Consider the following 26,807-nt stretch of genomic DNA (forward strand, 5'->3'; position numbering starts at 1 on the left):
GGCTTCGGTGCGGGATCCTTCTCAAGAATACTGCCGCACCGAAGCCGGCATTCAAGCAGTTGAGAAGACGGGATGTGTGAGGCCAACGCGCCGATACACTGGAGCAAGATGGGAGTAAAACAATGGTGGCCCGGCTGAAAGGCAAGCGTGCGTTCGTTACCGGCGCAGGACAGGGCATTGGGCGAGCAGTCGCTATTGCCTTTGCGCAAGAAGGCGCAGAGGTCGTCGCGGCGAGCCGAACGGCTTCGAAAATGGCGGACCTGCCGGAGATTGCACCGGCAATCGAAACCGTGGCGCTGGATGTGACCGACGCCGATGCTGTGCGTGGCGCCATCGCCGATGCTGGTCGGGTCGACATCCTCTTCAACTGCGCGGGCTGGGTCCACAACGGCACGATCCTCGACTGCTCCGAAGAAGACTGGGCGCGCAGCCTCGATCAGAACGTCACCTCCTGCTACTTCACCATTCGCGCGGCACTGCCGCAAATGATCGACCGCGGGTCCGGCTCCATCATCAACGTTTCGTCGGTGGTTTCCAGTATCTCGGGCGTTCCCAACCGGGCGGCTTATGGCGCGGGCAAGGCCGCACTGATCGGACTGACCAAGGCCGTTGCGCGCGACGTCATCCGCAGCGGCGTGCGTGTGAACGCCCTCTGCCCCGGCACCACCGCATCCCCTTCGCTTGACGAGCGCATCGCCGCACTGGACGATCCGGAGCAGGCGCGTCGCGATTTCATCGCCCGTCAACCGATGGGGCGCTTGGGCGAGCCGGATGAAATGGCCGCAGCGGCAGTCTATTTCGCCAGCGACGAATCCGCCTTCACGACCGGTCAAACGCTCATCGTCGACGGCGGGCAGACGATATGACCGCGGCTCTGAAAACCAGTTATTTTTACCAGTCGGAACGATCAGAACAAAGAAATGCGTTCGAACGGAGGAACAGGTGACACAGGGTACAGAAAGCCTGGCCATCGAGGCCCGTGGGATATGCAAGTCGTTTCTTGGCGCCCGGGCACTGGATGAGGTCGATTTTTCGGTGGCGCGCGGCGAGGTGCACGGCCTTGTCGGCAAGAATGGCGCAGGAAAATCGACCCTGGTCAAGATCCTCGCCGGGGCGCAGCCACCCGATGCCGGTGAAATCCACGTCGGCGGGCGGCGTTATTCGTCGCTCGATCCTCTCGAGTGCCAAAAGGCTGGTATAGCGGTCGTCCATCAGAACGCGGAACTCCACCTCGACTTGTCGGTGGCGGCCAATATCTTCCTCGGCGCCGAACCGCGGACCCGCTTCGGTTTGGTTGACGAAGCCACGATGGCCAGAAAGGCCAAGGCACTCCTCGATCAGATGAACCTGCAGGTTCCGGTCGATAGCCGCCTGGGTGATCTGGATATCGCGCTCAGGCAGCAGGTGGCCATCGCGAAGGCCGTCCACAAGGATGCCGCAGTCCTTCTTCTCGACGAACCCACAGCCGCGCTGAACAAGAACCAGGCTGAGTTCCTGTTCCAGTTGATCCGCGATCTGGCGGCGAAGGGGCTGGCCATCGTCTATATTTCGCACCATCTCGACGAGGTGCTCGCGATCTCGGACCGGATCACAGTGCTGCGCAACGGCCGCACGGTTCACGTCGTGGAAGACCGCTCGGCCGACAAGGAGGCCCTGATCTCGCTGATGGTCGGACGTGACCTTGAGAGAACGGTGCGCAAAACGGTAACGACCTCGTTTCCGCAGGTTCTACTCAGCCTGCGCACGATCAATGTTCCGGGCAAGCTCCGCGACATCTCCTTGACGCTCGGCGCGGGGGAGATCGTCGGCCTCACCGGCCTTGTCGGAAGCGGCACGCGTGAACTTGCAGAAGTGATCAGCGGTGTAACGCGTGCCGACGGCACGATGGTGTTCGGCGGCGAGCCATTCGCACCGGCAACCGTCCGGGAGGCGATCACGCGGGGCGTCGTGTTCATTCCCGAAGATATGCGCGGGCGCGGTCTCGTGATGCCGATGCCGGTTTCCGGCAACATTTCTCTTGCCGCGCTCGGCAAGCTCGCACGCTTCTCCTGGCTGAACCTTGGCGGCGAGCGGGATGAGGCATTGCAGATGTCCGACCGGCTCGACCTGCATCCGCGCGCGCCCGAAAAGGAAGTCCGGTTCCTGAGCGGCGGCAACCAGCGCAAGGCGCTGCTCGGTCGTGCGATCTTTGCCGGGGCGAAGCTCTTTGTTCTCGAAGATCCGACCCAGGGCGTCGACGTGGAGGCGCAACGTCAAATCCACGATCACCTGCGCTCGCTCGCGGCGGCCGGCGCTGGCGTCATCTTCCTGTCAACGGATCTGGAGGAACTGATCGACCTGGCTGATCGAATCCTCGTCCTCCGGGAAGGCCGGATCAACCGCGATATGACCCCTGTGGGGCTGACGCCCGAAGCGCTCCTCACGGCCATCCAAGCCCAGTCAACGGAAGCTGAAGCTCATGTCTGATGCCACACCCATTCCCATGACGGATAAAAACGACTCGAAGGCGAAAACGCCCAAATTGGCCACGGTCGGCCGCTACACACTTCTGATAACGCTCGTCGCGATCGTTGTTCTGACGGCGGTCGGAAATCCGCGCTTCCTGAGCGCCAACAACCTTCTCAATATCCTGTTCCAGGTGTCGGCGCTCGGTATCGCGGCCTTTGGCCAAACCATTCTGCTGATCGGCGCGGGACTGGACCTGTCGGTGGGCGCCATGCTCTCGGTGGCCGGGCTGGTCTGTGCGCTGACCATCGCCTCGACCGGTTCTGTCCTGCTCGGCGTTCTGGCCGGCATCCTTGCCGGCGGCTTCATCGGCTGTATCAACGGGCTGCTGGTGTCGACCAACCGGGCGACCCCCTTTATTATCACGCTGGGCATGATGACGCTTCTTCAGGGGGTCGCCATCATCATCAGCGGCGGCAGTCCCGTGAACGGGTCCGGAGCCCTGTTCGATGTCTTCGGCCTTGGGACGCTGGCTGGCATTCCCTATCCGGTTTACGTGATGGCGCTTGCCCTGGTCGCGGTGTTCCTGGTGATGCGCAGCACCACGCTTGGCCGCTACGCTTTTGCGGTTGGCGGGAACGAGGAGGCTGCCCGGCTATCGGGCATCCCCGTGCGGCGTCTGAAGATTGCGCTCTATGCCCTCAACGGCCTGCTGGTGGGCGTCGCGGCGGTGGTGCTGACCGGCATCCTCGATTCCGCCCTTCCGAACATGGGGACCGGATACGAACTCAGAGCGATCGCGGCCGTGGTGATCGGCGGCACCCCGCTTCTGGGCGGGCGTGGCACCGTGATCGGCACGCTCGGCGGCGTCCTGCTGCTTGGGCTCGTCAGTAACAGCATGAACCTGCTTGGAATTGGCGCGAACTACCAAAGCGTCGTTCTGGGACTGATCATCACGGCCGCCGTCATCCTGCAGCGGTCGCGTTGAAGCCGCGCGTTATCGCGTGTGGCCCACCTAAACCACGACTAACGGGAGGAGTGAAAATGACAGGATATAGCTTAAAACTGGCGATTGCGACATCTGTCGCCGCCCTGACGGTTGCGTCCAACGCCAATGCGGAGACCTTCGCATTCATGCGCGCGGGGCCGGACCCGTTCTACCAGTACGGGATGGAAGCCGTGCAGATGGCAGGAGATGCGCTTGGTGACGACATTGTCACCTACAATGCCAACAACGACTCGACCCAGGAGCTGGCCAATATTCAGGATGCCATCACCCGCGGGGTTGATGGCATCCTGATCTATGCGGTCTCGCTCTCCTCAGAGAAGGCGGCGATCGCTCAGGCACAACGCGCCAATGTGCCGATCTTCTTCGAATACGGTTACGATCCGGCGCTGCTCGACAAGGTGGCGGGTTTCATGCAGATTGATGTTCCGACCTTCGGCATTCCGGTGGGTGAGTTCATCGGCGAGCAAGTCCCCGAGGGCAAGGTCGCCATTATCAGCGGCAAACTCGGGCGCGGCGATGCGGAAGCCTATTCCGAGGGGTTCAAGACCGGTCTTGCCAACTCCGGGTCCAAGGCAGAGGTCGTGGCCGAGGTGCCGGGTGACTGGAACCGGCAAACGGCGCTCGATGCGACCTCGCAAATCCTGACAGCGCATCCAGACCTCAAGGCCATTTACGTTCACAACGACGACATGGCCGTCGGTTCATCGATTGCCATCGAGCGAGCCGGCAAGACAGGCGAGGTGTTGCTGGCGTCGGGAACGAACGGAGCCCCTTACGGACTCGATCTTATCAAAGAGGGCAAGCTCGCCGTATCCTACGCCAACCCGCCCTCGAGCGCCTCTGTGATGGCCTACCGACTGCTCAAGGGCGTGGCTGCAGGCGAAGTTGAACCGGGACACTACTATGAAGCCCCGTCGCTTCTGGTGACCATGGACAACATGGACGAGGCGCAGCCCTGGGACCCGACGCCCGAGCAGGTCGCCGAATGGCTGGAGCTTCCACTTGCCGAACCCGTCGTGCCGGCACCCGGACAGGAGTAGCCCGACTGACAACGACAATTCCTCCGCCGCCCGAACCGTGGCGGAGGAATCCCAAAAATAGCCTTCATGGTGTGATCGCGGGTTTGCTGCACCGCGCGACGGGCGGCTTGGCGCCAGAACAACAAAAGCCCCGCTGGTTTTGCGAGGGCTTTGATATGATTGATAATATGGACTTGGTTGCGGGGCTGGATTTGGACACTGTTTTCATGTTCGGACGTAAATTCCGCTGACCGCCACAGAACGTCCCCTCGATCATTCTCGAAACAGCGAAGAGACGAAGCCGCGGTCACGCGTCAGTCGCCGTCGAAACGCGCATCGGAGCGGGGCGCGGCAATCGACAGCGCCACCGGGTACACCACCGCAACGCCAATGCCTGTAACGGCGGCTCCGATAAGTGTGACAATCATTGATGACGCCGCGGCAATAACAAGAAACCCCGTGCTGGCGCAAATGATCGATCCCGGTGCGGCGAATACCGCTATTACGACTTTCCCGACGCCGACTTCGGCGACCGTATCGGCGATTTCGGCGCGAGCGAACAGAAGGTCCTGTTCGGCGCCGGTTACAATTTCTGATTTCGGATATTTCTCCCGGATCAATCAAGAGTGCATTTTGGGCTGGCTATCACATTGGCAGATCGGTCAGTTCAACCGGTCGCCGAGATCCCGCGCCGCGTTATCGATCCCGACCCTGGATGCCGACAGCGAAGAGAATGTCGCGCCGACATTCATCGCGGCCGGATATTGTTTTGCAACGAAAGCCAGCAGCAGCGTGTCGTTCTCCGATTCGAACACTTCGGCGGCATAGCTTACCGATCCGGTCATGCTGCCTTCGCGGCCCCGGCCGGCCTGTACCGCATTGTAGACGCCGCCTGCCATATCGAAATGCGAAAGCGTGCCGATGACCGGCGATGTCAGTTTCGCGCCGGTCAGGGTCAGTTGCAGTCTCAGCGCATCCGGCGCCGGGGTATCGGTTATGGTGAAACGTTTTCCAAGTTCTTCGGTGAAGGCATCGCGCATATAATCCGCGAGGGCCTGCCGGTCTTCTTCCTTGACGTTCACAAACTGGTTGTCGGCTCCGTCATAAACGATGACAGGTTCCACGATGATCTTTTTGTACTGGCGCCAGTCGACATTTTCCCGGCGATAGCTCAGCGGCACGCGCCCGCCCTTGTCATGGCGACTGGGTTGCAGCAAGGCCGTTGACGACAGGCCGGTATAGGCCGTGGGGCTCGCCGTCGAGCAGGCATTGAGCATGGCACAGCCAGCCAGAAAAGGGACGATCAGCTTCAGTTTGTTTTTCAAGGGAAGGCTCCGTATGCGGGCAAGGATATACCGGTAGCCTAGTGATGCCCCGATTGAGAAGTTTGCTGAGATGTTCGGAAATGTTGTCAGCCGGGAACGGATGGGTGGGTATGCATGTCGTGAACGGCCGGCAGGCTGATCTCGGCGACGAGACCATGCGGCGTGCGGTCCAGAAGTTTCAGCGTGCCGCCATGTCCCTTGCGGATCAGTTCGTCGGCAATGGAAAGGCCGAGGCCGAAACCCGTGCCGGAACTGCGCGCTTCATCCGCCTTGAAGAACGGCTCCATGACCTTCCCCTTCAGATCTTCGCTGAGGCCGGGGCCATCATCGACGATGCGGATGACGATGCCTTTTTCGCCCGCATCCTCCAGTTCGATTTCGATATGCGCGGCAAAACGCGCGGCATTGCCGACCAGATTGGATACCGCACGCGTCAGCGCCTCCGGCTTGCAGACATATTTGAGCCGTCTGGGACCGGAGAACCGCACATCGGCGCTGGCCTCGGAAAAATCGGTGGCGATGGTCTGCAGCAAGCTGGAAAGATCCACTTTCCGCAACGGTGAATCGTGCTGGACATCGGTCAGGAAGGCCAGCGTTTCGTTAATCATCGATTCAAGCGCGGTCACGTCATTGAGCATCTTTCCCTGAAGATCGGACGGTTCACCGGATTCGACGCGCATCTTGAGGCGCGTCAGCGGCGTCCTGAGATCGTGACTGATGGAGCTGAGCATGCGGGTTCGGGCCTCGGCCATTTCCAGAATGCGGTTTCGCATGACGTTGAGCGAGGCGGCGAGGCTCCTCAGTTCGGCAGCGCCCTCGGTTGCGAACGGCTGCTCCAGCCTGTCGTCCGCGCTTGTCCGTTCGGCCGCCACGGCAAAACGGGCCAGCGGCCTGATGATCAGCCAGCTGCTGACATAGGCAAGGGCAACCAGCGGAATGACGATTTTGAGGACGCCGCTGATGACGGCTGGATAAAACCAGACCGAACTTGGAAATACCGGCATGTCGAAGACCAGCGCTCTGCGATCGTCGATGGGCACCGCAAGGGCACGTCTTGCCGAATGCGGCTCAAAAACATGTCTGATTGCATCGCCGAAGCCTTCCTGCAGAAGACTGCGGGTCGTCGTCAGGGCTGAAGCTGGCTGCGCGACGGGCATGCCGCGGGCATGCAGATCGGCCACCTCGCCGGCCGGGACCGCGGAGACGGAAACCCCGAGCTTTACCGCGAGCGCCATGACGGCGTCTTCCTGGGCCGGCGTGGTCGCGCTGCTATAATTGTCGATAATGCGCTCCATGCGTCCGGCCATAAGGCCGATCTCCACGCCCCGGTCATGACGGCCGCGAATGAACGGCTCCGTCAGGGCGGCCAGCAGCGAGACCAGGACGATCAGCAATATCGCGAGCGCCAGAAACTGCGCCCGGATCGAAGCGGCTCTGACGTCCTTCAAGGCAGCGGCTCCACAGTCGCGGCGAACAGATAGCCGCCCAGGCGAACGGTCTTGATGAAGGTGGGATCCTTGATATTCGGCTCGATCTTCTGCCGGATACGGCTGATATGCGCATCGACGCTTCGCTCCACCGGTCCGGCCGAACCGGCATGCGTCATCGATAAAAGCTGATCGCGCGTGAGGACGACGTTCGGATTGCAGCAGAACGCCCACAACAGATCGAACTCGGCTGTGGTCATCGAAACCTCGTCACCATCGGTATCGAAGAGCTGACGCCGGGCAAGATCGATACGCCAGCCGTCGAATGTCAGGCGTTCCGCCGTGGCAACATCCGCCTGGGAAAGCGATGAGCGGCGCAAGATGCTGCGCACCCGGGCCACCAGTTCGCGCGAATTGAACGGTTTGGTCACATAATCGTCCGCGCCCAGTTCCAGCCCGAGAATGCGGTCGACATCCTCGCTGCGCGCCGTCAGCATCAGGATCGGAACCGCCATCGCACTGCGCAGCCGCCGGCAGATGCTGAAACCGTCCTCGCCCGGCAGCATGCCGTCAAGGATGATCAGGTCGCAGCCCTGCCGTCGCAAGAGACGGTCCATCTCGTTTCCGTCGCGGGCACAGCGCGCGTCGAACCCGTTGCCTTTCATCAGTTCGGCCAGCATGCCGGCGATTTCGGCGTCGTCTTCGACGATAAGAATACTGGGCGGTGATGACGATTGTCTGGACGCGATCATATTTGAACCTCGAACCGGCCTGACGCCTTCCGGCGCGATGTCGTATTCAGGCAAGCCGAATGCGAACGTTTACGCCGTGTGACTGGTCCTGCCTGAAAGCAACATGCTGCCGGAAACGAGAAGCCGTCAATACTGCTGCATGTCTGCTGCAAGATCACCTGCATGTGGCTGACCACAAAACAAGCAAAAGACGATAACGCAACAGCCGATATCCGGATATTAAGAAATATTGCGAATTGTTCGCGCCTTATCCGCACAGACCACAACGCGCGCCGAACCACCATGGCATTGGCTGCTCTGGTTTCGCGCCCGGCGAACACTGACAGTGCATGTCAAATCGGCATCCCGATGGGGCGTGTCCTGCCGCTGCAACATTTCACAACAATTCTGAATCCCTGGCAACAATCGGATTTTGTAATCTGCCGCCAATTCAACAGGTTTTGTAATATCGGCAGCTGGCGAGCGCGTTTCACATACGCCGCATTTTCATACCGATTGCGAAGACCTCTGCCCGGGATTGTCTAGATGTCAGGAATAAGCGGCCGATACGCAGTTTTGCTCGCGGCCTTGATGAGTTTGGCCCTTTCGGGGTGTTCGGACAATGACAGCGCGACGCGCAATCAGGCCTCGCCTCCGCCGCCGGCCGTTGCCGTCATTGTTGCGCAACCGGAAACCCTTCCCGTTATCAGTGAACTGCCGGGGCGTGTTGCGCCGCTGGTGACCGCCGACATCCAGCCGCGTGTTACCGGCATTGTGCAAAAACGCGTGTTCGAACAGGGAACGACTGTCAGCGAGGGCGATCTTCTTTACCAGATCGATCCCGCCCCGTTCCAGGCAGCGGTCGATTCCGCGCAAGCCACGCTCGATGCAGCCATTGCGGCGCGGCAACTGGCTCAGCAGCATGCCGACCGGCAGATCCGGCTTTCCAAAAACGGAGTTGCCAGCCGTGAAACGCGCGAGACGGCGGTTGCCGAACTTCAGCAAAGCGATGCGGAAGTGCGGCGCGCGCAGGCCGAGCTGACGGCAGCGCAACTGGAGCTGCAATATACCGAAATCCGCGCGCCGATTTCCGGGCGCATCGGCAGGGCGATGGTGACCGAAGGCGCACTTGTCGGCTCCGGTTCGCAGGCCATGGCGACGATCCGCCAGATCGATCCCGTCTACGCCGATTTCATGCAGCCGGCCGACACTTTCCTCGCGTTCAGAAACGCCGTCGCCGAAGGCCAGCTGCAGGCGGATGAAACCGGCAATGCCGATATGCGCCTCGTCACGGCCGAAGGCGTTGACTACCCCTATCAGGGACGTCTTCTCTTTTCCGAAGCCTCGGTTGACGCGCAGACAGGCCAGATCATCCTGCGCGGCGAATTTCCCAATCCCGACCGTGATCTTCTTCCCGGCATGTTCGTCCGGGCAAAAGTCGTGCAGGCATCGCGCGACAACGCGCTGGCCGTGCCGCAACAGGCGGTGCAGCACGATACCGCCGGGCGCTCATACGTCTATCTCGTCGGGGACGGCGATGCGATTGAAACGCGGATGATTACGACCGGCTGGCATACGGAAGGAAACCTGGTGATCACCGAAGGTCTCGAAGCGAGCGACCGGATTGTCGTTGAAGGTTTTCAAAAGATTGCACCGGGCATGAACGTCACGCCGGAGACATGGGAACCGACCGCTGCGCATACGACGGCAGGAGACTGACGGGCATGGCTGCTTTCTTTATCGACCGCCCGGTTTTCGCCTGGGTCATTGCAATCGCGATCATGCTCGCCGGTTTCCTGTCATTGACCGCGCTGCCGGTGACGCAATATCCCGATGTCGCGCCGCCGCAGATATCGATCTCGGCAGTCTATCCCGGGGCCTCGCCGGAAGACACCTATGAGGGCGTGACGCGGCTGATCGAGGATGAGCTCAATGGCATTCCCGGTCTGCTTTACTATGAATCGACATCGAATTCTTCCGGATCAATCGGCATCACCGTCACCTTCGCGCCCGGAACAGACGCCGCCAATGCCTCGATCGACGTGCAGAACCGGGTGCGCCGGGTGGAAGCGCGCCTGCCTTCGTCCGTGGTGCAGCAGGGCATCAATATCGACGCGGCGGGCGGCGGAACGCTTCTGCTTGTGACGCTGTCGTCAAAATCCGGTACGATGAGCGATGCCGATCTCGGCGACTATATGAGCCGGAACGTGATCGGCGAGCTACGCCGTGTTCCCGGCGTCGGCAGGGTCCGGCAATTCGGCAGCGAGCGGGCCATGCGCGTCTGGCTCGATCCGGACCGTCTGTTCGGCTTCAATATGTCGCCGGAAGATGTTCTCACCGCGCTTTCGGCCCAGAATGCGCAGGTCTCCGCCGGTCGCATCGGCGCGGCGCCAAGCGATCAGCGGACCATGGCATCGCTGATTGTCAGGGGACAACTTTCCTCGCCGGAGGCTTTTGGCGCAATTGTCCTGCGGGCAATGCCCGACGGGTCAACGGTCAGACTGAGCGATGTCGCCCGCGTCGAGATCGGCGCGCAAAGCTATGCGACATCGGCGCGCCTCAATGGCCTGCCTGCCGCAGGTGCCGCCGTCGAACTGGCGTCTGACGGCAATGCGATCGCGGTCGAACGGGCTGTCTCGGAACGGATGGAAGAGCTTTCGGCCTCGTTTCCCGAGGATATCATCTATTCGATCCCCTACAACACCACGCCGTTCATCAAGATTTCGATCGAGAAGGTTCTCACCACGCTGGTGGAAGCGGTGATCCTGGTGTTTCTGGTGATCCTGCTGTTCCTGCAAAACATCCGCTATACGCTGATCCCGATCATCGTCGTGCCGGTGGCGTTGCTGGGCGCCTGTGCCGTCATGCTGGCGCTCGGGTTTTCGGTCAACGTCCTGACGATGTTCGGCATGGTGCTGGCCATCGGCATTCTCGTCGATGACGCCATTGTGGTGGTTGAAAATGTCGAGCGCATCATGGCCTCGGAAGGTCTCAGCCCAAAGGAAGCCACGAAAAAGGCGATGCAACAGATTACCGGCGCCGTCATCGGCATCACGCTGGTGCTGACATCGGTCTTTGTTCCGATGGCGTTTTTCCCCGGCGCTGTCGGCGTCATCTACCGGCAATTCGCCCTGACCATGGTTGCCTCGATCCTGTTTTCCGCCTTTCTGGCGCTGTCGCTGACACCGGCGCTTTGTGCGTCCTTCCTGAAGCCGGTTTCCGGCGACGGTCACGTGCACAAGGGGCCGTTTGGCTGGTTCAACCGTCAGTTTGAGCGGACATCGCATGGTTATGGCAACGGGGTCGGCCGCATCGTCAAACGAAGCGGCCTGATGATGGTGCTATATCTGGCCATCGCGGCGGTTGTGGCTATCCTGTTCGTCCGCCTGCCCAGCGACTTTCTGCCCGCAGAAGATCAGGGCGCGCTGCTGGCGCAGGTGCAGGCGCCGCCCGACGCGACCGCAAGCCGCACGCTTGAATCGGTCGTCACGATGGAAAACATCGCGCTTGACGATCCGTCTGTACAAAATGTCGTTTCGATCAGCGGTTTCAGTTTTTCCGGCGCCGCCGAAAATGCGGCACTGGTCTATCTGACCCTGCGGGACTGGAGTGAGCGCACGGCCGATCAGTCCGCGGAGAAAATCGCAACGCGGCTGAACGGCATGTTCGCGTCGATCAAGGATGCCGTTGCCTTTGCGACCTCGCCGCCTGCCATTTCGGGTCTCGGCAACACCAACGGCTTTTCCTTCAGACTGCAGGATCGCGGCAATCGCGGCCACGATGCGCTGCTTGCCGCCCGCGACCAGTTTTTCGCAGCCGCCGCCGAAAGTCCCGTTCTGACAGCGGTCCGCGAGGAAGGGCTTGCCGATTCACCACAGATCACGCTGGATATCGACCGGAAGAAGGCGAATGCCTTCGGCGTTTCGTTCGCGGAGATCAATCGGACCATCAGCACCGCGCTCGGTTCGGCCTATGTCAACGACTTCCCGAACTTCGGACGCATGCAGCGCGTCACCGTGCAGGTCGCGCCCGCAAAACGCAGCAATATCGACGATATCATGCAGATGTCGGTTCGCAATAACGAGGGCGGCATGGTGCAGCTCTCGACGTTTGCGACCTACCACTGGGGCACGGGACCGGTTCAGCTTGTGGGCTACAACGGTTTTCCGGCCATCCGGATTTCCGGACAGGCCGCGCCGGGCTATGCCTCGGGCGATGCGATCGCGGAAGTCGAACGCATTGCCGCCGGGCTGCCGTCGGGTTTCGGTTATGAATGGAGCGGACAGTCGCTTCAGGAAATCCAGTCGGGCGCACAGGTGCCGCTTCTTCTCGGCCTGTCATGCGTGCTGGTTTTCCTCTGCCTTGCGGCGCTTTACGAAAGTTGGGCGATCCCGCTTTCCGTGATGCTGGTCATCCCGCTTGGCCTTGTCGGGGCGCTTGCGGCCGTCTTCTTGCGCGACATGCCCAATGATGTCTATCTCAAGGTGGGCCTCATCACGATCATCGGCCTGTCCGCCAAGAACGCCGTTCTGATCGTCGAATTCGCCAAGGAACTGCGCGAGAGCGGAAAATCCGTCCGCGAGGCGGCGATCGAGGCCGCGCATCTGCGCTTCCGCCCGATCCTGATGACCTCGCTCGCCTTCACGATCGGCGTGCTGCCGCTGGCAATCGCGTCGGGCGCCGGATCGGCAAGCCAGCGCGCGATCGGAACCGGCGTGATGGGCGGCATGATCTCCGCTACCGTGCTGGCGATTGTCTTCGTGCCGGTCTTCTTCGTCGTGGTCATGAAATTCGCCCGGCGCAAGGACTGAAACTGCCGCCTCCGTTGCCAGGAGCAAGACTTCACGAAAGGCCGCAATATTTCCGAACATAACAGCACACCCTGAAAATCCGGTCCGTGCATGATCGAATTCGTCAAGACCGTTTCCGGTCCCGGGCTGACGTTACATTCGGAGATGCCATGCCTTTATTGCCTCAGACGCACGAACCTCCGCCCGCTGTCTACGGGAACGCAGACACCGTAGAAACAATCGGGCCATTGAGGATGACCTGGTTCGAGAGAATCGAATTCGTTTTCAGGCTTTCGATCGTTTTGGCCTGCTTTGCCGTGCTGTTCACAGTTCTGGGCGGCCTGACAGCCAGAACGCTTCTGACATCCTGCGCATCTCCCGAACAAAAAGCCCATGGCACGCATCTTCAGCCCGCTCGGTCAGCCGCGCAGAACGAGCCTTAACGCCGAAGAGCAGTACAAGCATCTGCTACGGCGTTTCATAAACTCGATAGCGCCGGTTCAACCAATGACGAGGGGTGACGGGAATGAATAAAGTCCAAGTACCGGTGAGTATCGAAGGCGACGGACCAATGTGGTCCATTCACGACCGAGACGACGAACCAATCGCCATCCTCTTCTCTCTGGATGTCGCACAGGAGCTGTGCGACCTGATCAACAAAACCAAACGAAAAACGCAAATAGACGGGGCCATCACCGCTCTCCCGCCTCGATAATTGAAATGACTCGGATTGTCTGAACAGGCAGACGGTCGTTCTTAAGCGGTTTCCGGCCTCACCCATGCTGCCGCTGATATGGCGGGCAGCGCGTCGAAGTAACACCTGATCCGGCGTATTCCGGTCAAGCGATGAATGTGGACGACGGCATGAACGGCAAAGCCGACCATGCGGCCGATGGTGTCACTGACGATATGCCGTTTGCGACAAGGCGGCGGTTCGATTCCGGCACGCCAAAGCCGCCTTGTCGCCTGCCAATCCCCTACCACCTGACCTTGAGGCCGAGATTTCCGCCATATCCGTATGAACCGCTGTCAAAGCCGGTGGAGGCGGTGACTTCGGCGTAGATGCTGTAGAGCCTGCCGCCATTATCGGCCCAGTCATAGGCGCCGCCGAAGCCGATCTCGCCGGTCCAGTTGTCAAGTTCGGAGGCGATGTCGTAAAGGCCTTCGAGCTGTGCCTTGGTCTCGCCCATGAACTCGTAATAGACATTGGCGATGCCGTAGATATTGCCCTTGCGGATCAGGCCCTCGTCGTTTCTCCAGTGGCTCTCCCGCTCCAGTGCAAAGCCGAGACGCGCGGTCAGGCTTTCCCCGGTCTCGAAGGTGATGTCGTCGCTGTAGGCACCGGTGAAGCTGTCGACATCGACGGCGGAATAGACGAGCTGCGCCTGCGGGGTGGCGATCAGATCATTGGAGAAGCCGAACTGCCGGCCCGCTTCCAGCGACAGCGCATAGCCGAAGGCATCGGTGTCATCGACGCCGCGCGCCAGGCTTTCCGCCTTCAACTCGCTCAAATACCAGGTCGCTGCCGCCTGGGCATCGGTGTAGAAACCGTTGTCGGAGAACCACGTCGCCGTTGCCCCGATGCCGTAACCGTCCGGGTGCATGCTGCTGTCTCCATGGCGCGACGCAAATTTTGCCTCGCCGGTGACGTAATGCGCCGTCAGGCCTGCGATCAGCCGGCCATTGTCATTGTCCATGAACAGTCCGTCGACGCCGGCCTGCATCTCGAACTGCGACAGGTCGTAATCATAGCCGACGATCGTGCTGGACGGATCGAGATGCGAGAAGTCGCCATCGATCCGGCCCCAGACAGCATCGAACGCCGGCGTCGCCCGGGTCGGGCCGGCAGCGACCATCGGGTCGGCATAATACCCCTCGTCTTTTGGCGTCAGCATCGGGGCAACCGCCATGTCGTCATAGAGCCAGTAGCGCTTGCCGACGCGCTGGCGCATGGTCGGCAGCGTGTTCATCTCGAGCAGCACCGACTGATAGCCTTCGTAAAGCGGGACGTAGGGCTGAATCTGGTCGGGATCGGCATAGAGATAAAGGCCCGGCGTCGACCCGATCGCCGGATCTCCGGTGAGGTTGTAGTAGATCGAATAGGCATAAAGACCCGACGCCGTCTGGTTGGCGACCTCGAGCGTGAATTCGTTCCGGTCGATCGCCGTGGCATTGGTGGTGTCGGCCACCAGCACCGCGCCGAAGGTGGCGCGGGAGCCGATATCGTTGATGACGATATCGGTGAGCCCGCCAATCGCGCCGCCGAAGGTCAGCACGTCGGACTGAAGATCGTAATAATCGACATCGATGCCGAGCTGGCCGCCATCGCTCTCATAGTCGCCGGCAATGAGGATGTTGCCGCCATAGGCGCCATCCTGCATGGAAAGCATGCCGCTATTGGCGAGATTGGCGTTGAGGGTGAAGCTTTGGCCGAGCCCCGCACCGGCTGTCAGCGTGGCACCGCCGATAATGCTGGCAAGGCCCATATCGTTGACATTGCCACCATCATAGCCGTCGAGCGTCAGGCTGCTGTCGGCAAAGGCGATGCTGGCATTGTTGTCGACGGTCAGCTTTTCCCAGTGCCGGATATTGTTGCCGACGACGCCGTCATTATCGCCGATGAAGGTGATCGTGTCGGAATCGGACGAAACCTCGCTTTCCGGCGCCCCGCCATCCTCGCCGCCATCGAAGATCGCCGCGGCAAAGGATGGCGAGTTCGGCACGGATATCGTCGCCGTATCATTGCCGCCCTGGCCGTAAAACCCGCTGTTCAGCGTACCGCCCGTCCAGATGAAGTTGTCGGCGCCCTGAACCGGGGTTGCAAGGCCGGGAATCGGGTTGTCGGGATCGAAATCGCCATAGATATCGCCGGTCCACGACCCGCCGGAAAGCGTAAAGGTGGAGCTGCCACCGCCCATGACGGCATCGCCTGCAACCGAACCTGCTGTGGTCAAAGCAATGTTGTTGTCGCCGCTTGGGTCTGCGCTCCAGAGTGCATAGCCAAAGGATGACGCCGACGCATCGATCACCATGTCCGGGCCGATCGTGACGGTCGCAATGTTCGCGACGTATCCGTCTGTCGTATGGTCCGAGAAGCCGATCGCAGCCAGGCCGTCACCTGTCATATTGATCGTGCCGCCGGTGAGGCTGAATTCACTGATGCCGCTGGTGTAGTTATACGCCAAAACACCAATTGATCCGTAGCCGGACGCATTGATGGTGCCGCCGGTCATCTCTGCACGATTGCTGTATTCCGCTGTAGACTGGGCAATTGCACCCAGACCATAGGATTTGTGGTTGTTGACAATGCCGGCGTTGTCGGTGCTTGACAGGACGTTGATTTCACCTCCGGTCATCTTGGCAAGCACATTGGCGCCACCGGTGACGTAGACGCCGGCCGTCGCATGATCGCCGACGATGATTTTTCCGCCATTGACATAGGCAAATGCATCGCCGGTTCCGTAGTTATACGTAGCCATGCCAATGGCCAAACTGCCGGCAGGGTCGCCATAGAGGGTAATCGTGCCGCCATTCATCACAGCCGTCGCCGAGCCGGTCGCCACGGATGAATTTACAAACGCGATAATGCCGTAGGCTTCGCCGCTTTTCTGGTAGACATCGATGGTTGCTGTGTCGAGGCCGCCAGAAAGGCTGGCATAGGCACTGCCGGTTCCACCATTGCTGATCGAGGCATTGACCCCCCAGGGGGCATTGCAGCAGCCGCTTGGGCTAGGAGCGAAATTCTGGCCGACGGTGATATTCGAAGGCCCATCACTGTCGTCCATGGTCACGATCGAGTCACCGGAACCGAAATTGCCCGTTGTAAGGGCGTAGTCGCTCTCGGAAATCACTGTGCCACCGGTGAATTTGATAACCGCATCGGAGGAAGCGGAAGTGGAGTGAACGTTCGCCTGTACCGGACGGCGCCAGGCTTCGACATGGCCGCCGGACATTTCGACCAATGCTTCTCCGGGGCCGTAGCTGTCGGCAGATACCCCGAATTGATTGGCTGTGGGATCGGTTGTCGAATTGCTTGTGACCGATGCCGTGCCTGAAATGACGACATGCGCATTGCCCTGCTGCGCCTGGGCGAGGATTGCGGAAGTATTGATGCTCGTGCTGACGATCGTGCCGCCGGACATGTTCACCGTCGCATCGCCGGCGCCTGAACTAGAAGAATAAAGGGCGTGCGCGTTGCCGGTCGTCTGCATCATGTTGATGGCCCCGCCAGTCATCGTGATAACCGCATCGCCACTGCCAAGATGCTGGGCAAAAAGACCGTGGGCCGAGGCCCCATTTGTAGAAACCGTTCCGCCTGTCATTTTCACCAGAACCTCTGCGGTGCTGGCTGCGTTGTAGCCCGCGCTGCTTATGACGCCATAGGCATCGTCTGCGGCGGTCGAAATCGAACCGCCGCTGATGATGGCTTGCGTCAAGCCAAGACCTGACGAAGTGGCAACGACACCAACCGAAGAATCGCCGGTGGTGGTTATTGAGCCCCCGCTCATTTCCGACGTTACTGTGCCCGTCGTGGAGGCGTTGGCGCTGAGCGCGTAAAGGCCGTAGGATCTCGCATAATCTGTCGTGATAGAACCGCCGGTCATCTGTGCGGTCGCATCGCCGAGGCCTGACGTCTGAATGATCAGGCCATGAATCCTGCTCGTCGACGTGGAAATGCTGCCGGACGCCAGCACGCCCATTGCGGCGCCCGTGCTTGTGGCGCTATTCACATAGGCATCAATGCCCGCGCTCGCCGAAGTAAGCGTCACTGTCCCTACATTCGTGCCTTGAACGATTGCCGTGTCGGAGGAAACATTATTGATGCCGCCGCCGCCAATCGTGCCGGAGGGCGTATTGACAGTCATCGTCAGCGGCGTGCTGCCGTGATAGTCAATTCCGTTCGGATAGCTGGGTGCGGTGCAGGTGACGGACGAACCGGCAGGCGCTCCGCATTCGTTGGCAGCTTCAGCCACGCCGCCTGTTGCAAATGCCGTTGCCAGCGCCAGCGCGGAAACCGGATACCATGCGCAATTTGCACGCAGGTTATTGAAATATTTTGCACAAAGATGAGCCATGCCCCCTCCTCATAAAGTTATATGGGCATATATTGCAGTAATTAGTGGTAACAATTCCATTAAAAAATGAAATAATACAAAATTTATATAAGTAACTTTATTATAATATATTAATAAACATTTTTAAAAAAACGAGATATACATTAAAACGTCGGCCACAAAAGCGACAGAGTAGACCGACTGCGGGCGGTGTAAAATCCGGCCACCTGTGTTCCTTCGGCAATGAACGCAGGAGCGCCGGGAATCAGAGCCTTGGAACTTTATCTGAAGGAATGGCTGATCTTCTCAAGGAAGCGTTTCCTTTATAGCCCGCTCAACATTCGATTGTTCAAACGTAGGGCGTTCATTGCCGAAAGCATTCGAAACTCGGATTATAAGTCCGATGGAGTTCAAAGACCGGGCTGATGCTGTGCCCGAAGGCCATAACCAGCCGGCAGACCGTCGCAATGACTCCAGCAGCGAGATAGTGACCTACCTGGCCAGGTCCGCGCCGAGTTGACGAAGGGCCTGGAGGGCCTGGAATGAGGTCATCCCGTTTCTTGACGATCCATCCGAGGTGCGCAGGCTGATCTACACCGCGAATTCCTTTGAGGCGCTCATTCCGAAAATCCGCCGCGCCGTCAGAACCCGAGGTCACTTCCCTAGTGATGAGGCCGCGGCCAAGTTGATCTAACTGGCCCTCAATGCTACCTCAACTGAATGGAAGCGATCAGTGCGAGAATGGCACGCCGTCAAAAGCCAGTTCGCCATCATGTTCGAAGAATGTTTCTCTATGTCCTGAAACAACACCAGGGCACAAAATTCTAGATAGTCTCTCCCTGGAACGAAAACTCTTCATACTTGCCCAGACGTCGATCAGCGTGCCGCCCACCGCACAAGGCTCACCCAATATCAACCCCATGACCTCGGCAGCAACATCAGCGCAGACAGGCAATCCTGTAGAGATGTAGGGACCAGCGAGACATTCTTCATCGCCTTGTGGATTTCCGGGCGGTTGCGTTCGACCGTCTCCGGGTCACCCCTGACAAGCCTACATGCAGCTACGATGCGCTTAGCAATACTGCGCCCGATGGTTTTGCTGCCCATCCCCTAACCAGTGTCGGATGGCGCCCTTCCAAACGGAACCTCATTTCTCTGCGGTCAGCACACCAGGGTCAAAATGACCGCTGTCGAGGAAAGCTTCGAGCATCTCGCGATAGGGATCGGTGTCGATGCTGTTTTCTTTAAGCCAGGCCGGGTCATAATAGGTCGAGGTGTAGCGGTCGCCGCTGTCGCAGATCAGCGAGACCAGCGATCCGCGCTCGCCTGCGGCCATCATGCAGCCGGCAATCCAGCAAAGTCCAAAGAAATTGGTTCCGGTTGAGCCGCCGACACGGCGGAAAAGCCGCTCCGACAGCACATGCATGGCCGCGATCGAGGCGGCGTCGGGGACCTTGATCATATGGTCGATGACCCCCGGCATGAAGGATGGTTCCACCCGCGGACGACCGATGCCTTCGATCCGGGAAGGCGCGTTGCAAACCGCGTTGCGGTCGCCGGTCCGCCAGGCGTCGTAAAATGCCGAGTTCTCGACATCGACGACGCAGAGCCTGGTGTCGAAGTTGCGATAGCGGATATAGCGTCCGAGTGTTGCCGATGTGCCGCCCGTGCCTGCGCTCATCACCACCCAGGTCGGAACCGGATCAGCCTCCGAAATCATCTGGCCGAAAATGCTTTCGGCGATGTTGTTGTTGCCGCGCCAGTCAGTGGCGCGCTCCGCATAGGTGAACTGATCGAGATAATGGCCGTCGCTTTCGCGCGCGATCTGCACGGCGATGTCATAGACCTCGCCGGGCCTTTCGACGAAATGGCAGCGCCCGCCGAACCGTTCGATCGCCTCGATCTTCTGCCGACTCGTGCTGCGCGGCACCACGGCAATGAAGGGCAGTCCGATAAGGTGGGCGAAGTAGGCTTCGCTGACCGCCGTTGAACCCGAGGACGCCTCCACCAGCGTAGTGCCTTCGCGAATCCAGCCATTGCAGATGCCGTAAAGGAACAGTGATCGCGCCAGCCTGTGTTTCAGGCTGCCGGTCGGATGGGTCGACTCGTCCTTGAGATAGATCGATATCCCCTTCAGGCCCGGAAACACCGGGTTGACGAGATGGGTGTCTGCCGAGCGACGGCCGTCGCCCTCGAGGATCGCAACGGCCCGTTTGGCCCAGTTGCGGTCAGCACCCGCGGGCAGGGCCGTCAGCGTGGGGCAGCAGGCGGTTTCACCGGTCATTCTCATGGCTCCTTCGAAATTGCGATCACGGCCTCGACTTCGACCTTCGCGCCCTTCGGCAGGGCAGAGACCTCGTAGCAGGCCCTGGCCGGAAACGGCGCGTCGAAGGCCTCGCCGTAGACCTCGTTGATCGCGGCAAAGCCTGAGAGATCGGTCAGCAGGATCGTGGTCTTCAGGGTGCACGACATGTCCGTCCCCGCCGCTTCCGCGATCGCCGCTATATTTTTAAGGCATTGCCGCATCTGGTCGATGGCATCGTCGCTGACGAATGCGCCGGTTTGCGGGTCGATCGGCAGTTGTCCGGATACGAACAGAAGGTCGCCGTGCGAACCGCCTGAGAGTCGGGGCCAATCGCGGAGGGTGCGTTTTCGGTGGCAATTGTCTACATTATCAATGCCTTTCCGTCATCCTGATGTGTCCTGCAGCGCGCGAGCGCGTCATGGTTGAACCTTTTACGGAGCGACCTCGGGCGCTCGGCCTGAAACGATATCGGCAATAATCTTGCCGGTCCCGCAGGACTGCGTCCAGCCATTGGAGCCGTGGCCCGTATTGAGATAGAGGTTGGTCAGACCTGTCTTTCCGACAATCGCCGGGCCATCCGGCGTCATCGGCCGGAAGCCGGACCAGAACTGAACCTTGGTGTAATCGCAGGCGCCGGGGAAAAGCTTCTCCACCGAGGCGGAAATTCCGCGTCGCGCCGCATCCGAAAGGCGCCGGTCGTAACCGGCGAGCTCGGCCACGCCCGCTGCGCGCAGGCGACCGCCCAGCCGGTTGATCATAATCTTGGAATGCTCGTCCATGACGGAGGACAGCGGCGCCTCGTCGTCATTGTCGATCGGGCAGGTGATCGAATATCCCTTGACCGGATAGACCGGGAGAGCGATGCCGAGCGGTCTGACCAGGGCCGGCGCAAAGGCGCCTGCGGCCACGACATAGGCATCCGCCGTCAGTTTCCCGTCCGGAGTCACGATGGCGGCGATCCTGTCGCCGTCGCGGTCGAAACCGCGCACGTCGGCATCGAATACAAACCGGCACCCCCGCTCTTTCAGAAGTCCGGCGAGCGCATGGCAGAACATGTGGCTGTCGCCGGTGGCGTCGTCCGGCAAATGCAGTGCCGCCAAAAAACGCGCGCGCGCGCGGCGAAGCGCCGGCTCGACCTGGTAGATCTCCTCGCCTTCGATGAAACGATGGTTGATGCCGAGTCCGGAGAGCACCCGGGCGGAACGGCGTCCGCCCTCGGCCTCGGCTTCGGTGGTGAAAACCTGGAGCGTGCCTTTTTCGGCGAAATCAAAGGAAATGCCCGTTTCCGCGCGCAACGCATCAAGGCAGCGGCGGGAATAATGCGCGATCCTTTGCATTCTCTGCTTGTTTTCGGCGAATCGTTCGGCAGTGCAGTTGGCGGCGAACCGCATCAGCCAGAGCCACTGAGCAGGATCGGCCTGAGGACGGATTTTCAGCGGCGGAAATGCCTTGAACATCCACTTCATTGCCTTGAACGGCATCCCCGGCGCGGCCCAGGGGCCGGCGAAACTCGGGCAGATCCCGCCGGCGTTACCGAAACTCGCCTCGCCGGCCGGACCCGCGCAGCGGTCAACGACAGTGACCTCGTAGCCTTCGGCCGTCAGGTACCAGGCAGTGGCGATGCCGACGACGCCTGCACCGATGACAATGACTTTCATGTTTTTGCTTCTCCGCTTCTGGGGCCGAGGCGTTTCGTGCGATCAGAGCCTCCCCCGCGAAACCGACCCAGAGCATCGGACGATTAGTCGGTGCCACCCAATGCTCTCGATTCTTATCTTCTGGCGCGTCAGGTTAACGAAAAACCGGATTCCACTTTTTCGCCCGACGCTTTAGTAAGTGCCTGGATAGCCGCCGCCGTCGATCAGCAGATTCTGACCCGTGACGAAGCCCGCCTTGTCGCTGCAGAGAAAAGCGAAATAGGCGCCGATCTCTTCCGTGCGGCCGTAGCGGCCGGCCGGATTGCCCTTCGCGCGCTGCTGCCAGACTTCATCGAAGGACGGACCGCCCTCCTCCAGCATGCCGGCGATATGCTCGCGCTGGGCATCGCTGTCGACGATACCGGGCAGAATGTTGTTGATCGTTACGTTGCGCGCGACGGTCTGGCGCGAAAGCCCTGCGGTAAAGCCAACGAGACCGGAGCGCGCGCCGTTGGAAAGGCCAAGCTCGAGCTGGGCAATCTTGACGCTGCGCGACACGATCGAAACGATCCGACCGAACCCGCGGTCCATCATGCCGTCCACAGTCGCCTTCATCATCTCGATCGGGGCGAGCATCATCAGATCGATCGCGCCGATCCAGTCTTCGCGGGTCCATGTGCGGAAATCGCCCGGCGGATAGCCGCCGGCATTGTTGAGCAGGATGTCGGGTTCCGGGCAGGCCGCAAGCGCCCGGGTCCGACCCTCTTCCGTGGTGATATCCGCCGAGACCGGCGTGACGCTGGCACCGGTTTTCCGGCGGATCTCGTCAGCAGTCTGCTCCAGCGGGCCGGCATTGCGGGCCACGATCGTCAGCGCCACGCCCTCTTGCGCCAACGCCATGGCGCAGGCCTTGCCCATTCCCTTGCTCGCACCGGTGAGCAAGGCCTTGCGTCCTGCAATCCCCAGATCCATGTCGGTCGTTCTCCTGCTGTAATTGTTCCTGAGCGGTTTCGCTTTTCACGGAAACGCGAGACCGCCCTGTCTTTTATTTTCGCGCAATTCCGGACCGCTGCCACGGTTCGATCCGCACCAGCGCGCTGAGCGCTGCGCAGCCGCGCGAGAGCGCCGAGGTTTGCCGGTCCGCCGTCAGCGCGTTCGGATTGCCGTTTGCTTCGATATGGTTGTCATCGTCCGGTTCAAACCACGCCCCCGTCGGCATCAGCGCCACGCCCTTGCGGGTGGCGTTCGAAAGGCGGGCGCGGGCAAGACACGCGCCACGGCCATTGAACACGCGGACAAGGCTGTCCTGCGCGATGGCGCGCCGGGCGGCGTCATCGGGGTGAAGCGTCACCGGGGCACAGTCTCCAGCCCCCAGCACCGGGTAAAGCTGGCCATGGAGCTGCTTTTCCGGCTGGTTGGTCAGAAGATGCAGTTCATCTCCTTCCGCCGCACCCAGCCATTCGACGGGTTCGAGCCAGGATGGATGAGACGGGCAATCGTCATAGTCGAAGGCGGCGATCGTCGCCGAGGAAAGTTCGATACGGCCGGATGGTGTTTTAAGCGGATGCGCTGCCGGATCGGCCCTGAACGGCGCGAGCATCACCTCTGGCGCCTCAGGCGGAGGAACGTGCCAGTAGCCGTTTTGTCGCAGCGTTTCGAAATCCGGCGCCGCGATGCCTTCTCTTGCCGCCTTCGCCTCCGTCAACGACCAGAGATGGCGAAGCCAGGCCTCCTCGCTCCGCCCCTCGTCATAAGCCGGCTTGCAGCCGAGGCGTTCGGCAATGGCTCCGAAGATCGCGAAATCGTCCCTCGCCTCACCGACCGGATCGATCAGCTTCGGCATGAAAAACACGTAAGGGTCGCGCGAGGAGCCGCCGATGTCGTTGCGTTCAAGGCTGGTGGTGGCCGGCAGCACGATATCGGCGCGTCGCGCCGTCGGCGTCCACCACGGTTCGTGGACGATAACGGTTTCCGGCCGCTGCCAGGCCTTTTCGAGCAGATTGAGGTCCTGGGCGTGATGAAACGGATTGCCGCCCGCCCAGTAGACCAGCCGCGTGTCGGGATAGCGCAGCGTCCGCCCGTTGAAGGCAATTTCCTTGCCGGGATTGGCGAAGCAGTCGGTGACGCAGGCAGCAGGAATAGCACTTGCCGCAGGGTTCGGCAGGCCCGGCATGACCGGCACGTAGCCACGGCGCGCCATCGCGCCAACGCCGTTCATCGAACCGTAGCCGAAGCAGAAACCGCCGCCGGGCAGGCCGATCTGACCGAGCATCGCGGCAAGCGCGATCAGCGCCCAGTAGGGCTGCTCGCCGTGGTCGGCGCGCTGCAGCGACCAGGATGCCGTCAGCATGATGCGGCCTGTGCTGATCTTCTCCCAGAGCGCCTGCAGCGTTTCCGGCTGAAGCCCGCTGATGTCGGCTGCCCAGTCGAGCGTCTTCTCGATGCCGTCCTGTTCGCCGCGAAGATAGGCAAAGAACTGATCCTGTCCGGCGGTGTAGCGGTCGAGGAAAGACCGGTCCGCGCGGCCGGTTACGAGCGCCTGGTGAGCAAGACCCAGCATAATCGCGGTGTCGGTGTTGGGGCGCGGGGCGATCCACTCGGCGTCGAGGCCTTCCGGAATATCGCCCCGGAACGGCGAGATGACGATGAAACGGACACCGCGCTTGCCGGCCCGGACGATATGATCCGGTATGTGGTGCTCGCCGGCGCCGCCGGAGGTCACGCGCCAGTTTTTCGGGTTGAGACCGCCGAAGGCGACGACGCAGTCGCCATCCGTGGCAATGGTCTCCCAGCTTGTCGCGGCATGGGAAACGGCGCTGGCATCGCCGACGACATGCGGCAGGATGATATTGGCCGCGCCCCATGAGTAATTCCCGGTCTGATCGGTGAAGCCGCCGGCTGCGGCAAGGAAGCGGCGGATCTGGGTGCGCGCGTGATGAAGACGGCCGGCGCTGGACCAGCCGTAGGAGCCGCCGAAGACCGACGCCGGACCGTGATCGCGATAGACCCTGTGAAGTTCGCCGGCGACCAGATCGAGCGCCTGTTCCCAGGAGACCGGGATCATTTCGTCGCGACCACGCTGCCCTTTGCGCCCGTTCTTTCGCAGGAAGCCGGCACGCACATAAGGGCGATCAATCCGGCTTTCCGAATAGACCAGGTCGGACCAGGCGCCGATCATGTCCGGATCGGCGCCGCTGTCCCTCAACGGACGCGTCTGCGTCAACCGCCCGTCCTCGACGGTGGCCTCAAAGGCACCCCAGTGACAAAGGCTGGTCGCACGCATCAAAGACATGGTCCTATTCCGCTGCAACGGCGAGGTTGACCTTGAAGCCGTAGCGTTCGGCCAGACCAAGCTTTTCGAAAGCATCGATACCAGCCTGAAGCTTGGCACCATCAATCGGCTTGAGCGGCTTGCGCAGCGGGCCCGAGGGCATGCCGACCACGCGCATCAGGGTCTTCACCGCCACGGGGTTGATGGCGGAATAGGCGAAATGCAGCATGGGCAGGTTCTCGAGCCAGGCCTTGCGGCAGGCAAAGGCGTCCTCGCCGTTTTCCCACGGCTTCGAGATCACGGCCATCTCCTGCGGAATGATGTTGCCCGTCATGTTGGCCGTTCCATGGCCGCCGAGCGCCATGGTGGGAATAACGAGGCCCAGATTGGGCGAGCAGCAGCACATGATAGACATGTCCGGTTCTGCAGCGCAAACCTGGGCGACCTGACCGACGCGGGTGGTGGATTCCTTCAGAACCACCATGTTGGGGTGTTTCGCAAGCTTCAGGAGATCCGTCCAGTGCAGGTCGGTCTTCACGCGCGGCGGGTTGTTGTAAAAGCCCATGGCGAGATCGGTGCTGTCGAGCACCTCCATTGCGTAATCGGTGATCGCGTCGTTGTCGGCGCAGATATAGGCGGGCGCCGCCATGATCGCGCCGTCGGCGCCGGAATCCTTGGCATAGCGCGCATACTCGATCGTCGTCTCGGTGTTGTTGCCGGTGATGCCGTAATACATCAGCATGTTGCCGGGCTTCATCTTGACGGTTTCGGAGATGATCTTCCGGCGTTCTTCCGGGGACAGCATCGAGACCTCGCCGGTCGATCCCATAATGAGAACGGCCTTGGTGCCATTTTCCTGATGCCACTGCAAAAGGGTGCGGAAGCCTTCGTAGTCGATCGATCCGTCTTCATTCATCGGCGTGACCAGCGCGACGAACGATCCTTCGGGCTTGATATGAGCCATGAGAAAACTCCTTACTCTAGAAAAGTTGGGGAACGAGAAGCTTCGGCAGGCCGAGCACGATGTTCGGCACCCAAAGCGAAAGGCAGGCGATCAGAACCGTCAGCGCGCAGATGGGAAGGGCGGCGAGCATGGCCCGTCCGATTCTGACTTCGCCGATCTGGGCCGCGATCAGCAGGCAGATGCCGTAGGGCGGCGTGATCAGGCCGACCGACAGCGCGATCGTCGTGACGACCCCGAGGTGAACAGGATTGACGCCTGCCGTCGTGCCGAGCGCCTGGATGATCGGCAGAAAGATCAGGGTCGCCGAAATCGGGTTCAGCACCGTGCCGATCAAAAGCAGGAAGGCAATCAGCAGCAGCATGATGCCATAGGGGTTGGAGGTGACGCCGGTGATGAAATCGACCACCAGTTGGGCGGCGCCGAGATAGGCGATCAGCCAGCCGAAAATGCCGGCGCCTGCCACCGTGAACATCGGCACGGCGAAATCGATCACCGCATCGGTGAGCAATTTCGGCATCGCCCTGAGCGGAATATCGCGATAAAGGATCAGCGACAGGAACAGCGCCCATCCGACCGCGATGATCGAGCCCTCGGTTGGCGTGAACACGCCGCCGACAATACCGCCGAGCACCAGCACCGGAATGAGCAGCGGCGCTGCGCCGCGCTTCAGAATACCGCCAAAGGCGCGCACGCCGGGAAAGGGATTGGCCGGATATCCCCGCTTGACTGCCATGACTGTCAACGGCGGTGTAAAAACCGGCCGCGGGGCGGAGCAAAAGTCGGCCACTTTGGACGCAGGCATGAGGGCCGCGGGAGGGCGTAGCCCGAGC

General features: G+C 60.9%; 17 protein-coding genes and 2 pseudogenes. 7 read left to right on the top strand and 12 right to left on the bottom strand.

The genetic code is table 11. From position 1 onward, the window contains the following. Window positions 1–122: 122 nt before the first annotated feature. From ABID12_RS13010 to ABID12_RS13025, 4 genes are all read left to right on the top strand, one after another. Window positions 123–866 carry an SDR family oxidoreductase gene (locus ABID12_RS13010; protein ID WP_354434548.1) on the top strand — a complete coding sequence of 248 codons (744 nt, stop codon included), beginning with the start codon at window positions 123–125 and terminating at the stop codon, window positions 864–866. Window positions 867–942: 76 nt separating this feature from the next. Continuing rightward, complete coding sequence (locus ABID12_RS13015) at window positions 943–2,466, top strand: sugar ABC transporter ATP-binding protein (protein ID WP_354434549.1); 1,524 nt, start codon at window positions 943–945, stop codon at window positions 2,464–2,466. Then, on the top strand, window positions 2,459–3,433 hold the full coding sequence (locus tag ABID12_RS13020) for an ABC transporter permease (protein ID WP_354434550.1): 975 nt from the start codon (window positions 2,459–2,461) through the stop codon (window positions 3,431–3,433). The genes ABID12_RS13015 and ABID12_RS13020 overlap by 8 nt, the downstream gene beginning before the upstream one ends. Window positions 3,434–3,489: 56 nt before the next feature. Continuing rightward, the gene (locus ABID12_RS13025; protein ID WP_354434551.1) at window positions 3,490–4,494 is read left to right on the top strand and encodes a sugar ABC transporter substrate-binding protein; all 1,005 of its coding nucleotides are present in this window, start codon (window positions 3,490–3,492) and stop codon (window positions 4,492–4,494) included. A 293-nt stretch (window positions 4,495–4,787) separates the two neighbouring features. Here ABID12_RS13025 and ABID12_RS13030 read toward each other — a convergent pair whose 3' ends face one another. From ABID12_RS13030 to ABID12_RS13045, 4 genes are all read right to left on the bottom strand, one after another. Then, a complete protein-coding gene (locus ABID12_RS13030; protein ID WP_354434552.1) occupies window positions 4,788–5,093 on the bottom strand; it encodes a hypothetical protein in 306 nt (101 codons plus the stop codon). Between the two features lie 42 nt (window positions 5,094–5,135). Next, entirely contained in the window at window positions 5,136–5,798 is a 663-nt protein-coding gene (locus ABID12_RS13035) for a DUF3313 domain-containing protein (protein WP_354434553.1), read from the bottom strand. Between the two features lie 86 nt (window positions 5,799–5,884). Continuing rightward, the gene (locus ABID12_RS13040) at window positions 5,885–7,246 is read right to left on the bottom strand and encodes a sensor histidine kinase (protein ID WP_354434554.1); all 1,362 of its coding nucleotides are present in this window, start codon (window positions 7,244–7,246) and stop codon (window positions 5,885–5,887) included. Next, entirely contained in the window at window positions 7,243–7,977 is a 735-nt protein-coding gene (locus ABID12_RS13045; protein ID WP_354434555.1) for a response regulator, read from the bottom strand. The genes ABID12_RS13040 and ABID12_RS13045 overlap by 4 nt, the downstream gene beginning before the upstream one ends. Before the next feature lie 570 nt (window positions 7,978–8,547). On the opposite strand from ABID12_RS13045, the gene ABID12_RS13050 reads away from it, so the two are divergent. Both ABID12_RS13050 and ABID12_RS13055 read left to right on the top strand, forming a co-directional pair. Further along, window positions 8,548–9,675 carry an efflux RND transporter periplasmic adaptor subunit gene (locus ABID12_RS13050; RefSeq protein WP_354434556.1) on the top strand — a complete coding sequence of 376 codons (1,128 nt, stop codon included), beginning with the start codon at window positions 8,548–8,550 and terminating at the stop codon, window positions 9,673–9,675. A gap of 5 nt (window positions 9,676–9,680) precedes the next feature. Then, a complete protein-coding gene (locus ABID12_RS13055; RefSeq protein WP_354434557.1) occupies window positions 9,681–12,767 on the top strand; it encodes a multidrug efflux RND transporter permease subunit in 3,087 nt (1,028 codons plus the stop codon). Between the two features lie 956 nt (window positions 12,768–13,723). Here ABID12_RS13055 and ABID12_RS13060 read toward each other — a convergent pair. After that, complete coding sequence (locus ABID12_RS13060; RefSeq protein WP_354434558.1) at window positions 13,724–17,821, bottom strand: autotransporter outer membrane beta-barrel domain-containing protein; 4,098 nt, start codon at window positions 17,819–17,821, stop codon at window positions 13,724–13,726. 502 nt (window positions 17,822–18,323) lie between these two features. Between ABID12_RS13060 and ABID12_RS13065 the strand changes: the two are divergent. Then, window positions 18,324–18,602 (top strand): annotated as a pseudogene (locus tag ABID12_RS13065) (transposase); the annotation flags it as partial. Window positions 18,603–18,947: 345 nt separating this feature from the next. Here ABID12_RS13065 and ABID12_RS13070 read toward each other — a convergent pair. The 7 genes and pseudogenes from ABID12_RS13070 to ABID12_RS13100 form a co-directional block, all read right to left on the bottom strand. Next, entirely contained in the window at window positions 18,948–20,084 is a 1,137-nt protein-coding gene (locus ABID12_RS13070) for a PLP-dependent cysteine synthase family protein (RefSeq protein ID WP_354434559.1), read from the bottom strand. A gap of 2 nt (window positions 20,085–20,086) precedes the next feature. After that, window positions 20,087–20,463: pseudogene (locus tag ABID12_RS13075) on the bottom strand (Rid family detoxifying hydrolase). A gap of 73 nt (window positions 20,464–20,536) precedes the next feature. Next, window positions 20,537–21,763, bottom strand: coding sequence for a D-amino acid dehydrogenase (locus tag ABID12_RS13080; protein ID WP_354434560.1), 1,227 nt, complete (start codon window positions 21,761–21,763; stop codon window positions 20,537–20,539). A 171-nt stretch (window positions 21,764–21,934) separates the two neighbouring features. Then, window positions 21,935–22,714, bottom strand: a complete 780-nt coding sequence (locus ABID12_RS13085) for an SDR family oxidoreductase (protein WP_354434561.1) — start codon at window positions 22,712–22,714, stop codon at window positions 21,935–21,937. 73 nt (window positions 22,715–22,787) lie between these two features. Then, window positions 22,788–25,034, bottom strand: a complete 2,247-nt coding sequence (locus tag ABID12_RS13090; protein ID WP_354434562.1) for a molybdopterin-dependent oxidoreductase — start codon at window positions 25,032–25,034, stop codon at window positions 22,788–22,790. Window positions 25,035–25,038: 4 nt separating this feature from the next. Continuing rightward, window positions 25,039–25,977, bottom strand: coding sequence for a dihydrodipicolinate synthase family protein (locus ABID12_RS13095; protein ID WP_354434563.1), 939 nt, complete (start codon window positions 25,975–25,977; stop codon window positions 25,039–25,041). Between the two features lie 16 nt (window positions 25,978–25,993). Continuing rightward, complete coding sequence (locus tag ABID12_RS13100; protein ID WP_354434564.1) at window positions 25,994–26,710, bottom strand: TRAP transporter large permease subunit; 717 nt, start codon at window positions 26,708–26,710, stop codon at window positions 25,994–25,996. Window positions 26,711–26,807: the final 97 nt, after the last annotated feature.

Source organism: Martelella mangrovi, from assembly GCF_040545495.1.
In the GTDB taxonomy this organism is placed as follows: domain Bacteria; phylum Pseudomonadota; class Alphaproteobacteria; order Rhizobiales; family Rhizobiaceae; genus Martelella; species Martelella mangrovi.